The organism is Mesorhizobium sp. L-8-10 (genome assembly GCF_016756635.1).
Taxonomy (GTDB): domain Bacteria; phylum Pseudomonadota; class Alphaproteobacteria; order Rhizobiales; family Rhizobiaceae.
In genome coordinates, this window is the sequence record NZ_AP023263.1 from 3,568,623 (window position 1) to 3,581,095 (window position 12,473).

Genomic DNA, 12,473 nt, shown 5'->3' on the forward strand with positions numbered 1-12,473 from the left:
GGTCGGATATCTTGGTGTGTCGAAGTCATGCGATCAGCGCCGCGTCGAGGATGTTGTGTTCAGTGGCCTCGCCGGCAGGCATGTCGCCGACGATCGTCCTGCCATGGACGACGAGGATCCTGTCGCACAGGCCGATGAGTTCGATCGTTTCGCGCGACAGAATCAGGATCGCGCCGCCGTCATCGGCGAAGTTGCGAAGCAGCCTGTAGATCTCTGCCTTGGCGCCGATGTCGACGCCGCGCGTCGGCTCCTCGATGAGCAGGATGTCGGCACCGGATGCGAGATATCTGCCGAGCAGCACCTTCTGCTGGTTGCCGCCCGATAGCGAGCCGGCGGGCGCGCCGGGGCCGGCTGCCTTGACGGCCAGGCGCGAGAGCGTGCCCGCGACGATCTTCTGATAACGCCGGGCGAGCGACAGGTCCGGCTGGGCCGTATGCAGGCCGATCGATATGTTGTGGGCCAGCGGCAGGCCGAGGAAGAGGCCTTCATCCTTGCGGTCCTCGGGCACGAACCCCATGCCCATCGCCTGCATCTGCCTCACCCCGCCGGATGGCGACATCGGCAGGTCGATACGGTCGCCCTTGACCGTGAGGGTTCCCCCATGAGGCTGGTGCCGGCCGATCAGGGAGCGGAGGATCTCACGCTGCCCTTGCCCTTCGAGACCTGCGAGCGCGACGATCTCGCCCCTGCTGAGGGTCAGAGCGATCGGAGCGGCATCCGGGGCGAGGCGGAGATCCTCGAGCGTGAGGATGGGCTGGCCGCCCGGCGCCCCGCGTCTGGGGAACAGATCCTTGATCTCCCGGCCGACCATCAGGGCGACCAGCGATTGCGGCGTCACCTCGCGGATCGGCCGGGTCGCGACCTTGCGGCCATCCTTCAGGACAGTGACCGTGTCGCAGATGTCGAAGATCTCGTCCATGCGGTGCGAGATGTAGACGATCGCCTTGCCCTGCTCCTTGAGCCGGCGGATGTGGCGGTTGAGGGTTTCGACGTCGGCGGAGTTCAACGCCGCGGTCGGCTCGTCGAGGATGACGACGGCCGTATTTGCGAAGATGCCGCGCGCGATCTCGACGAACTGGCGTTCGGCGATCGTCAACTCCGAGACGAGCGTCGCTGGATCGAGTTCAAGTCCAAGCTCTTTCAGCGTGCTTCCGGCGCGCCTTTCCATGAGCCTGCCGTCGACGGTACCGAAGGCCGTCGTCGGCTCCCTGCCGAGGAACATGTTCTCGGCGATGGTCAGGTTCGGGAGGAGCGACAGTTCCTGGAACACTGTGGAGATGCCGGCATCCAGAGCTTCGCGCGGTCCTGTGATCCTCAGTTCACGCCCATTGAGGTGCACCGTGCCCCGGTCCGGCTGGACCACGCCGGCCAGGATCTTCATCAAGGTCGACTTGCCGGCGCCGTTCTCTCCCATCAGCGCGTGCACCGAGCCGGGGAACAGCTCGAGGGACACGTCGTCGAGAGCGACGCTGCTGCCGAAGGCTTTCGACACCCCGGACATTTGGATCAGACTGACCAATGGGCCACCGCTTCTGGTTTGGAACGCCTGGTTCATCGGAACACATCGCGACCGCGTCGCCGGCCGGAACAATTCGCCCCGGCCGGCTGCGCCCGGCTATTCGTTGCCGTAGTATTTCTGCAGGTCTTCCTCGCCGAGGCTGGTCGGGAACCAGACATTGGCGGAGAGGTCGGGCCGATAGAACTTCTTGGCCTTCTCCACATCCCAGCCCGCCGGCTCGTATACGTAACGCTTGTTCAGCGACTTGCCGTCGAGCAGGGCGACGGCGGCACGGACGCCGGCCGCTCCCTGTTCTGGGCCGTATTCGGGCGAGACAGACGGGAAGCCGTCGGCGATCCACATGCCGAAATAGCCGTTGTTGCCTTCGCCCGATATCGGCGGGATCTTGGTGCCGAACTGCTTGAAGACGTCGACGCAGGCGCGTGTCATGTCGGCGCCGGAAGACCAGATGCCGTCGACCTCGGGATTGTTCAGGTAGAAGGTTTCGCAGACCTTCTTGCCGTTGTCATACTGCCAGGCGCCGACGTCCTCGGCGATGATCTTGACCTCGGTGCCCTCGAGCGCCCGCAGCAGGCCCTTGTAGCGGTTGATGTCCTCGGGATGGGCGGGAAGCCCGCGCAGCACCCAGATATTGCCCTTGCCGCCGAGCTCCTTGACGAGCCAGTCGCCCATGACCTTGCCGAAATGCTCGCCGCCGCCCTGGATGTCCACCGTGTATTTGTCGGTCTCGGTCAGGCCGGTATGGACGATCACGGGGATGCCCGCCGCGACCGCCTTCTCGATCCCGGCGTCGGCCGAGGTCGGCGTCAGCGGCGTGACGATGATCGCATCGACCTTCTGGGCGATAAGATCCTCGATGTCGGCGACCTGCTTCGCCTGGCTGACATTGGCGTCGAGCAGGATGAACTTGCTGATGCGGTTGTCGAGCTTGGCGGCGGCCTCCGCCTCATGCGCCATCTGCACCGTCCAGGTGTTGGCGTTGACGCCGAAATGGCTCATGCCGATCGTCCAGGGGCCGTCCTTCTTGAAGGCGCCGGCCTCGACGACGCGGTCGTCGCCCGGTCGGGGCAGCACGCCGTCCATCAGATTGACGTCCTGGGCGAGGGCGGGGCCGGCGAATAGGGCCGTCGCCAGGATCGTTCCGACACCAAGCTTCCTCAGCATATCGAGCATTCGAGATTTCCTCCTACCGGTTTGCCCTTGTTCCGATCGGCATCGATGTCGGGCCGATCGCCTGCCGTGCCGGTCGCGTCCGGCGAGTGGGGGACGCGAGACGGCCTTCCGCACACGCTCTTTCGGAGCGGCATGCGGCAACCAGTTCGTTGTTGCCACGCAAATGACCGGGCCGTTCCGTCGATGACGGCGACCTGGGCAGGCGCTTGGCGATGACGCTTTAGATTCCTCTCCGACCGCCCCGTCGGTGCAGCAGCGATCATGGTCGCGCTGTCGGACGGCCTGGACCCTCCATATCCTCCAGCGTTCAAAAAACATGGCTTGACCGGCCTGTCAATAGTTAGTCATGTTGAATGATTATTTATTGCCTTGCCCTCGTGGATGGGGCTCTGCATGGTGACAACAAGGTTCAGGCCGCGTCGCGAGCCTGTGTTCCGTCACGCTGAACGCCATCCGAGACTGGAAAACTCATGCGATCGGTTCTCTGCTTCGGGGATTCGAACACTCACGGCCAAGTGCCCGGGAAAGGGCCGCTGGATCGCTACGGCCCGGATGTGCGCTGGCCCGGCGTCCTGCGTTCCGAACTGGGGGCGGGCTGGCATGTGATCGAGGAGGGGCTGAGCGGCCGGACGACCGTTCGCGACGACCCGATCGAAGGCGCCCACAAGAACGGGCGGACCTATCTTCGGCCCTGCTTGCAGAGCCATGCGAGCCTCGATCTCGTCATCCTCATGCTCGGCACCAATGATCTCAAGGTCAGATTCAACCAGCCTCCCTCGGAGGTGGCGATGGGGATCGGCTGCCTGGTGCACGACATCAAGGAACTCACGCCGGGCCCCGGCGGCACCGTGCCCGAGATCATGATCGTCTCGCCGCCGCCCATGCTCGACGATCTCAAGGAGTGGGAATCCGTCTTCTCGGGCGGGCAGGTGAAATCGCGCCGGCTGGCGCTGGAGTTCGAGATCATCGCCGACTCGCTGGAGGTGCATTTCTTCGACGCGGGCTCGGTCGTGACCTGCAGCCCGGCCGACGGCTTCCATCTGGACGCCGACGCGCATCGGGCGCTCGGTATGGCACTCGCTCAGGAAGTCGAGGCGATCGGCTGGACCCATGAGAAGGGCTGAAATGGACGGGCTCCCGATGCCGGCACCGGCCGAGCCGGTTCCCCCACTTGCGAGGTGCGCCCTTGCCTGACATGAGGTTCGCCCCGCCGAATCCCTTACGCATCGCCGACCGTGCGAGCGGCCTCAACGCGCTCAGCGTGCGCAGCTACAATGAGCGTCTGGTGCTGTCGCTGCTCCTGCAGAACGAAGGCACGTCGAGGATGGAGATCGGCGAGAAGACCGGTCTTTCAGCCCAGACGGTTTCCGTGATCGTGCGCTCGCTCGAACAGGAGGGGCTCGTCGCGAAAGGCGAGGCGCAGCGCGGCCGCGTCGGACCGCCGACGATCCCGCTCTCGCTCAATCCCGAGGGCGCCTATGCGGTGGGGATCAGCTTCAGCTATCGCAAGGTCGATGTGGTCCTGATCGATTTCGTGGGCAAGGTGCGCTTCCACAGGCATCTGCCGCTCGAGATGATCGGCAATGACGACCAGGCGCATCTGCTCGACCTTGTCGGCCGGGCGGTCGCGGATCTTCCCGCGTCGCTGCATGGCCGCATCGCCGGGATCGGCCTGGCCATTCCCGAAGGCATCGAAAGCTGGGCAGACCTGCGGAACGGAACGTCGCTCGATCCCGCCGCCTTGCAGGCGCGTATAGAGAATCAGGCAGGATTGCCGGTCTTCGTCCAGAACGACATCACCGCGGCAGCCGGCGGCGAAAGCATGTTCGGCGTCGCCAAGCCTCTCAGCGACTATCTGTTCTTCTATCTCGGCGCGCGCCTCCACAGTCGGCTGATCCTCAACCACCAGATCTATCACGGCAATTCGAAGGTCAGCTTCGACGTCGGCATATTGAGCCTGGAGGAGATGCTCGCCGCGCGCCGGCAGCCGACCGACGCCTTATGGGAACGCAATTCGCAATGGCCCGACTACGGCGAGGCCTTCGAAAGCTGGCGCCGGAACTGCCGGGAAAAGCTCGCCCAGTCGATCGAGGCCCTTTCGCAATTCGTCGACGTCGGAACGGTCGTGTTGTCGTCCTATGCGCCTGTGGCGGTTTGCCAGGGCATATGCGACGATCTCGGCCGGGCCCTGCCTGATATCCATGCGCTGGCGGGCGGCATCGAGATATCGCCGAAGGCGGTCGGCGCGGCCAGTCTGCCCTTCAGTTCGAGATTCATGGTGAAATAGGCGCCGCGTCCGTCATTTGCCGGCGACTTCGACGAGCGCGGCGATGAGTTCGTCGGTCGCTTTCGGCCGCGGCCGGAACCGGTACCAGTGCACATAGGCCGGGATGTCGACGCTGTCCTCCACGGGCACTGCGACGAGACCCATCCGCTCGCAATCGATCGCCGAGAACTTATCGATGACCGAGACCCCTATGTTCTCCGAGACGAACGAGATCGCGGCTTCGACGAAGTGTACGAAAATGTCGGTCTTGCGGCCGACGCCTGCCCGCGCATAGGTGGCATCGATGTAGCGGCCGTGCGTCGTTTCCGGCGCAAAGGAAATCAATGTCTCGTCCCGGAGCATCCTTGGCGAGACGGATGCGTGATGCGCCAGCGGATGGTTGCCCGGCATCAGGCAGACGAGCCCGCCCGTCGCAATGACCGTCGTCTCCAGCGTCGGATCGTTGGCTTCCGCGATCGTCGTGACGCAAGAACCCTGGCCGAAGAGCAGATAGTCCTTGATGTCCTTCTGGGCCAGAAAATCGCAATAATAGGTACGGGCGCCGTGGCGCTCCTTCAGGCGTTTCAAGGCCTTGGGAACAAGGCGCATGCCGATGCTCGGCGTGGTGCCGAAACGAAAGACCGAAGCGTCGCCGGAGGCGATGGCGTGGATCGCCTCCGACAAACGGTCGAACTGGCCGTAGACGCGTTCGACTTCCACGAGGATGAGCTTGGCTTCCTCGGTCGGCACGAGGCGGCCGCCGATGCGCTCGAAGAGCCTTGTCCCGATCTCATCTTCGAAGCGCCTGATCGTCATGCTGAGGCTGGGTTGGGAAACCCCGAGTTGCTGCGAAGCCGACGTCAATGAGCCGGTTCCCATCACCGCTCTGAACACTTCGATCTGCCTCTCCTTGAGTTTTGGCTTCGCCATCAATTCCGCTCTGCAATATCGCAATCTCTATAACTTCGGATTATGACCTTCCTCGCATATTCTATTGGCTTGCGGGAGAGCTGATCGTCATTTTCGCACCGGCATGAAGGCGGCCGCGCGGCCGTAAAGGAAATGCGGAAATGATCAGTGGCAGCACACGCATCGTCGCCATCATTGGTTCACCGGTGGCTCAGGTGAAATCGCCGGAGAATTTCAACGCCGCTTTCGCCCATTCGGATGACGACGTGGCGATGATCGCCATGGACATCGCGCCGCAGGCGGTCGCGGACTTCCTGTCGCTCGCCAGACGCTGGAAAAACCTTGAAGGCTTTGTGGTGACAATTCCGCACAAGCAGTCGGTGGCGGCGGGCCTCGACAGGATCAGCGAGCGGGCGGCCCTGCTCGGCGCGGCCAATGTTGTCCGGCGGGAACCGGACGGTACGCTGAAAGGCGATATGGTCGACGGGATCGGGTTTCTCGCCGCCGCCCGGGCAAGCGGCTTCGATCCCACGGGCAAACGCACACTGGTCGTGGGTGCCGGCGGGGCTGGCGGCGCAATCGCGCATGCGCTTTGCGAAGCCGGTGCGGCGATCGTCAGGATCCACGACATCGATGCGGCGAGGGCATGGCGCCTTGCCGGTCTGCTGCGAGACCGCTTCCCCGCGACCGATGTGAATACCGGTATCGAGGCTGGCGGGTTCGACCTTGTGGTCAACGCCACGCCGCTCGGCATGAAGCCGGCCGACCCGCTGCCGCTCGGCGACGAGGTTTTGGCACAGTTGCACGGCTCGGCGCTGGTGGCCGATGTGGTTACGTCGCCGGAGGTCACCCCGTTCCTTGAAGCGGCCCGTGCAAGAGGACTGGCGATCCAGACGGGCACGCAGATGGCAACGGCTCAAATGACGCTGCTCGGCGCCGCCATGGGCGTGATGGAGCCAGGCAGGATGCGCGACAGGGCATGACAAGGACCATGCAGACATATGACGTGGTGGTGGTCGGTGCCGGGGCCGGGGGGATTGCCGCGGCGGTCGGAGCGGCCCGGACCGGTGCCAGGACGCTGCTCGTGGAGCGCTACGGCTTCATGGGCGGCGCGGCGACCAACGCCCAGGTTTTCGCCTATTGCGGTTTCCTTGCGCGTGGGGAAACGGCCAGGCAGGTGGTACGCGGCGTTGGCCAGGACCTGCTCCTGGAACTCAGGGCGCTGGGCATCGACATCGCGCCGGTCATCTCGAAGAGCGGCTACTGGATCATCATGCTCGATCCCGAGGCCACCAAGCTCGCCTTCGACCGGTTGGCGCGCAAGAACGCCGTCGATGTGCGACTCCATAGCCGCGTCGTCGGGGCGCGGGTCGAAGACGGCCGCATCCGTTCCGTGACCCTCGTCGATCATTCCGGTACGACCACGGTCGAAGCGGCTGCGTTCGTCGATGCCAGCGGCGAGGCGACGCTTGCGGCGCTTTCCGGCGCGCCGTTGAGCCAGCCGGGCGGACCGCAGGCGCATCTCCAGGCTGCATCCTTCCCGATAAGGATCGGCGGCGTTCCGGAGGGTGTCACGCTCGATCGCGCGGTCATGGCGGAACTTATCCGCGAGCACAACAAGACCGCGGCGACGCCGATCCTCCGCGACGATGGCGGCGTCGTCTCGCGGCTGCCGCTCAGCCGCGACATGTGGTGGATGGCGATAGATCTTGAGACTGACGGGATCACCGGCGACAGCCTGACGGAGGTTGAGTTCAAGGCGCGCGAACTGGCCTGGCGGAACCTCGAGGTGCTGCGCCGTCACCCCGGATTCGAACAGGCCTATCTCGTATCCACCGGTCCGCAGATCGGTATCCGCGAGACGCGCAGGCCGGCCTCGCGCGCCGACGTGACCGAACAGGACGCCCTCCAGGGCCGGCGGCATGCCGATGGCATAGGCCGTGCCGCCTGGCCGATGGAAGTGCATGAGGCGCCGGGGCGAGCCCGGTTCGTCGACATCGGAGGCGAAGGCTTCTTCGATGTGCGGGCAGGCGCTGTCGAAGCGGCTGGTATTTCCAACCTGCGGCTTGCCGGGCGCGTCATCGGCAGCGACCCGAAAGCGTATGGCTCGATCCGGGTCATGGGCACGGCCTTCGCCACGGGCCATGCCGCCGGCGTTTCCGCAGCGCTGGCAACGGAGGATGCGGCGACCGATATCGGCCTGTTGCGCAAGACGCTGGAAGGGCAGGGCGCCGTCATCTGATGGCGCGGGGAGGAAGAGACGTGGAGAGGGACGACGACATACCGGCATCGGTCGACCTGATCGTGCTCGGCAGCGGCGCCGCTGGCCTCGCTGCGGCCGTCACAGCGGCGCATCATGGCCTTTCGGTGCTGGTGGTTGAAAAGGAGGACAGCTTCGGCGGCGCCTCCGCGATCTCGGGCGGCACTGTCTGGATACCTGGCAACCGGCAGGCATCCGAGGCGAAGCTTGACGCCTCGCTGGAGGCTGCTTCGACCTATCTGACCCATATGATCGGCAGCGCCATCGACCGGCCGCTGGTCGAAACCTTCCTTGCGAGAGGCGGGGAAGCGCTCGCTTTCCTGGAAGAGAAGTCTGAGCTCAGATTCAAGGTCCGGCCGTTTTCTCCCGACTACCACATGGAGGTTGCCGGGGCCTCGGATGGCGGGCGCGCGCTCGAAGTGCTCGAATATGACGGGAGCCGGCTCGGCAGGCACTTCGGCGAACTCCGCAAGCCGCCGAAAGGAATGCTGCTCTTCGGCGGCATGATGGTGAACCGGGGCGACGTCCAGCATTTCCTCAACGCGCGCCGATCATGGACGTCGCTTTGCCATTGCCTGAAGCTGTTGGCCCGCTACGCGAAGGACAGGATCCGCCACAATCGCGGGACGCGCCTCGTCGTGGGCAATGCGCTGATCGCCCGCCTGGCGCGATCCGCCTTCGACCTGGGCATCGACCTGCGGCTCGGCGTCAAGACCAAAGCCCTGATCGAGGATGGCAACAGGGTTTGCGGCATCGTCGTCGAAGCGGAAAGCGGAGAACGGCGGGTTCGTGCGCGGGCAGGCGTGGTCTTTGCGACGGGCGGCTTCGGCGCGTCGGCAGAAGCCGGCCGGTGGCGCTCCGGAACCGACGTATTGCACCGGTCGATGTCTCCGGCCGGCAATATCGGCGACGGTATCGAACTGGCCGGGTCGGTCGGAGCTGCAATGGGCGAGGAACTCGCCTCCAATTTCTATTGGGCACCCGTTTCGGTGCTGACGCTCCCTGGCGGTCAGCAGGAGAAGTTCCCGCATCTGGTGACCGATCGCGCCAAGCCAGGCCTGATCGCGATCAACCGGCTCGGTCGCCGGTTCGTCAACGAGGCCGATTCATACCATCGCTTCGTGCTCGCCATGCTGGCCGCTCCCGAGGTGAATTCGCCTTGTCACCTGATCTGCGATTCCGCCGCGCTCGCGGCCTATGGCCTGGGGCTCGCGCGCCCGGCACCGGCCACCAATGCCGCCCTCGTGAGGCAGGGATACCTGATCAAGGCGGGCAGCATCGGCGAGCTGGCTTCGAAGATCGGTGCCGAAGAGGGCGCCTTGCGTGGCACGATCGAACGCTACAACGCCAATGCCGTTGATGGCGCGGATCCAGATTTCGGCAAGGGAACCAACTCCTACAACCGCTCGATGGGCGATCCCGACCATCGGCCCAATCCCTGCCTGGCGCCGCTGGCGAAGCCGCCCTTCTATGCGGTCAGGCTGGTCACCGGAGATCTCGGGTCGGCGCGGGGCATCCGCACGGATGCGCAGGCGCGCGTGCTCGATGCGGGCGGAAACCCGATACCGGGCCTATATGCCGCAGGCAACGACATGAATTCCATCATGAATGGAACCTATCCAGGGCCCGGCATCACCTTGGGGCCGGCGCTCACCTTCGGTTACATTGCGGCGCTCCATGCCGTAGACCGCATGAAACGACTGCAACAGGAAGAGCCTCGATGATCTACGAAATGAGAACCTACGCGCTGAAGCCGACCAGATTGGCGGATTGGCTTGCGCTCTACAAAAGCCATGCGCTCGCCGTCCAGCAGGAGCACCTCGGCAAGCTCGTCGGGTTCTTCACCACGGAATTCGGGACAACCAGCCAGGTCGTACACATATGGGCCTATGAAAGCCTGGACGACCGCGCAGCCCGGCGCACCCGCATGGCGGCCGACCCGCGCTGGGCCGAGTTCAGCGTCCGGAACAAGGAGCTCGATGCCTTGCTCGAACTGAAGTCATCGATCCTGAAGCCGACCGATTTTTCGCCGTTGGCCTGAAGTGCCGCCCCAGGGACGGACCTCGATGAACGCCACGGCAAGACTGTTCCCCGGTTTCAGGCAAGAAACCATTCAAACGTCGCAGGCGCGGCTTTCGGCGGTCGCCGGCGGTTCCGGCAGACCGGTCCTTCTGCTGCATGGCTATCCCGAGACGAAGGCGGCCTGGCACCGCCTCGCCGGCCCGCTCGCGCGAGGCCATACGGTCGTGGCGGTAGATCTCCCCGGCTACGGCGATAGCCGGGTCGTCGGCGATCCCGCCGATGCCGGCAGCAAGCGCTGGATGGGCGCTCAGTTGCACGAACTCATGGTCGGGCTGGGGCATGAGCACTACGCCGTCGTCGGCCATGACCGCGGCGCGCGCGTCGCCTATCGCATGACGCTCGATCGTCCGGAGGCGGTGACCTCGCTCACCTCGCTCGCAGTGGTGCCGACGCTCGACATGTGGTCGGGAGCGACCAAGAATTTCGGCATGGGTGCCTTTCACTGGTTCATGCTAGCGCAACCTTTCGATCTGCCGGAGCGTCTCCTGTCGGCCGATCCGACCTATTTCCTCGACCTGACGCTGTCCAGGATGGCCGAAGGCCTCGAGCATCTCGACCCGTTGGCACTGGCGGAATATCGGCGCTGCTTCCTCGATCCGGACGTCCGGCATGCCATGTGCGAGGACTATCGCGCCGCGGCCGGCATCGACGAGCGTCACGACATCGAGGACCGGGAACAGGGGCGCAGGATCCGCTGCCCGGTGCTGGTGCTCTGGCATGAGGGCAGGACGTTCGGACCGGGACGCGTGCCACTCGACATCTGGAGGGATTGGGCGGTCGACGTCTCCGGGCGCGGGCTTGCGGGAGGCCACCTTCTTCCCGAGCGTGCGGCCGACGAAGTTCTCGCCGAACTCGACGTGTTCCTCGGGCGCGACTGATCATGGCGACGACGCGCGCGCAGACGGCGGGACAAGGTGGCGGACCTGCGCTCAGCCTGCGTCAGATCGAGGTCTTCCACGCCGTCGTGCTCGCGCGCTCCATCACCAGCGCCTCCAAGGTGCTCAATGTTCGAGATTTCGGTCCTGCGGAATCGCAAACGGCCGCGTTCCGGCAATGTCAGGAAACTGATCGAGACGCTGCGCAGCAGGCTCGCCGAGGCCGAAAGCGGTTGCGATCTCCATGCTTTGAAGGCATGACCGGCCGATGAACCGGTTGTTCGGCCGCACTGCAGATGGCAACAAGATCTGAAGCAGCCCTCCAAGAGGCAAAACCTGGGAAGGAAACCCTGAGAAATGCAGAAGCTTTCATTGAACCGCCGGCAGGCACTCATCGGTCTCGGCGCGGCCGGCACCATGTTCGGTTTCGGGTTGCCGGCTCACGCCGCCTCCAAGGTCAATCTCGGCGTCATGCGCCTGGCGAGCCATGCTCCGAGCTTCATCGCCTATGAGCGCGGCTACTACAAGGACGAGGGGCTGGACGTCGAATTGAAGTTCTTCGAGGCGGCGCAGCCGATGGCGGTGGCGATCGCCTCCGGCGATGCCGACTATGGCGTCACCGCAATGAGCGGCGGTCTGATCAGTCTCGCCGAAAAGGGCGCCGTCAAGGTGATCGGCGGCGCGCTCACCGAGGAGAAGGGGCTCGTCGGCGCGATCATCCTCGCCTCCAACAAAGCCTACGAAGCCGGGCTCACCAGTCCGAAGGAACTCGCGGGCAAGACCTTCGGCATCACCACCGCCGGTTCGTCCTTTCATTTCATGGCGCACAAGATCGCGGAGGCTAACAACATTCCGCTTTCGGACATCACGCTCAAGCCGATGCAGAAGGTGGGCGCCATCGTCGGCGCGTTGTCGTCGGGCCAGATCGACGCCTGGGCGATCCAGGCGAGCGTCGCCAGGAAGATGATCGGCGAAGGTTCAGCCAAGCAGATCGGCCTCGTCTCCGACTATGCGCCCGACTACCAGGTCACCACCGTCTTCACCTCGACGAACAACGCCGCCAATGAGCGTGAAAAGACGGAAGCTTTCATCCGCGCTTACTCCAAGGCAGTCGACGACTACAATCTGGCCTTCGTCGACAAGAAGGCTGACGCGGCCGAGGTCGATGACATCGCCCGGATCTGCCACAAATACGTCCAGTCCGACCTGCCGTTCGAGAAGGCCCGGGCCAACCTTGTCGATGGGTCGATGCGCATCAACAAGGGATTGGCCCTTTCGCTGAAGTCGGTGACCGAACAGCTCGAATGGTTCAAGTCGGAAGGCATGGTCAAGGACAACATCACGTCCGAAATGCTCTTCGACACGTCTTACGTGAAGACGATCTGAGCC

12 protein-coding genes are annotated in these 12,473 nt (G+C 64.5%); 9 read left to right on the forward strand and 3 right to left on the reverse strand.

Translation table 11 applies throughout. The features are described from left to right. Positions 1-25 precede the first annotated feature (25 nt). Positions 26-1,519 carry a sugar ABC transporter ATP-binding protein gene (locus JN280_RS16520; RefSeq protein ID WP_202313610.1) on the reverse strand — a complete coding sequence of 498 codons (1,494 nt, stop codon included), beginning with the start codon at positions 1,517-1,519 and terminating at the stop codon, positions 26-28. Positions 1,520-1,615: 96 nt separating this feature from the next. Continuing rightward, a complete protein-coding gene (locus JN280_RS16525; protein ID WP_202313611.1) occupies positions 1,616-2,692 on the reverse strand; it encodes a substrate-binding domain-containing protein in 1,077 nt (358 codons plus the stop codon). Positions 2,693-3,162: 470 nt separating this feature from the next. Here JN280_RS16525 and JN280_RS16530 point away from each other — a divergent pair, with 470 nt between their 5' ends. Together JN280_RS16530 and JN280_RS16535 are read left to right on the forward strand one after the other, a co-directional pair. Continuing rightward, positions 3,163-3,816, forward strand: coding sequence for an SGNH/GDSL hydrolase family protein (locus JN280_RS16530; protein WP_202313612.1), 654 nt, complete (start codon positions 3,163-3,165; stop codon positions 3,814-3,816). 71 nt (positions 3,817-3,887) lie between these two features. After that, positions 3,888-4,979, forward strand: coding sequence for an ROK family transcriptional regulator (locus JN280_RS16535; RefSeq protein WP_202314804.1), 1,092 nt, complete (start codon positions 3,888-3,890; stop codon positions 4,977-4,979). Between the two features lie 12 nt (positions 4,980-4,991). Here JN280_RS16535 and JN280_RS16540 read toward each other — a convergent pair whose 3' ends face one another. Continuing rightward, entirely contained in the window at positions 4,992-5,888 is an 897-nt protein-coding gene (locus JN280_RS16540; protein ID WP_202313613.1) for a LysR family transcriptional regulator, read from the reverse strand. Between the two features lie 140 nt (positions 5,889-6,028). Here JN280_RS16540 and JN280_RS16545 point away from each other — a divergent pair, with 140 nt between their 5' ends. From JN280_RS16545 to JN280_RS16575, 7 genes are all read left to right on the forward strand, one after another. Continuing rightward, on the forward strand, positions 6,029-6,850 hold the full coding sequence (locus tag JN280_RS16545; protein WP_202313614.1) for a shikimate dehydrogenase family protein: 822 nt from the start codon (positions 6,029-6,031) through the stop codon (positions 6,848-6,850). A gap of 8 nt (positions 6,851-6,858) precedes the next feature. Beyond that, positions 6,859-8,109, forward strand: a complete 1,251-nt coding sequence (locus tag JN280_RS16550) for an FAD-dependent oxidoreductase (RefSeq protein ID WP_210387842.1) — start codon at positions 6,859-6,861, stop codon at positions 8,107-8,109. A 20-nt stretch (positions 8,110-8,129) separates the two neighbouring features. Further along, positions 8,130-9,851 carry an FAD-dependent oxidoreductase gene (locus JN280_RS16555; RefSeq protein ID WP_202313616.1) on the forward strand — a complete coding sequence of 574 codons (1,722 nt, stop codon included), beginning with the start codon at positions 8,130-8,132 and terminating at the stop codon, positions 9,849-9,851. Continuing rightward, positions 9,848-10,168 carry an NIPSNAP family protein gene (locus tag JN280_RS16560; protein ID WP_202313618.1) on the forward strand — a complete coding sequence of 107 codons (321 nt, stop codon included), beginning with the start codon at positions 9,848-9,850 and terminating at the stop codon, positions 10,166-10,168. The genes JN280_RS16555 and JN280_RS16560 overlap by 4 nt, the downstream gene beginning before the upstream one ends. Before the next feature lie 25 nt (positions 10,169-10,193). Beyond that, on the forward strand, positions 10,194-11,087 hold the full coding sequence (locus tag JN280_RS16565; RefSeq protein ID WP_202313620.1) for an alpha/beta fold hydrolase: 894 nt from the start codon (positions 10,194-10,196) through the stop codon (positions 11,085-11,087). A 2-nt stretch (positions 11,088-11,089) separates the two neighbouring features. After that, positions 11,090-11,356 carry a hypothetical protein gene (locus JN280_RS16570; RefSeq protein ID WP_202313622.1) on the forward strand — a complete coding sequence of 89 codons (267 nt, stop codon included), beginning with the start codon at positions 11,090-11,092 and terminating at the stop codon, positions 11,354-11,356. A gap of 85 nt (positions 11,357-11,441) precedes the next feature. Beyond that, positions 11,442-12,470: an ABC transporter substrate-binding protein gene (locus tag JN280_RS16575; RefSeq protein WP_202313624.1), complete on the forward strand. Its 1,029-nt coding sequence runs from the start codon at positions 11,442-11,444 to the stop codon at positions 12,468-12,470. Positions 12,471-12,473 lie beyond the last annotated feature (3 nt).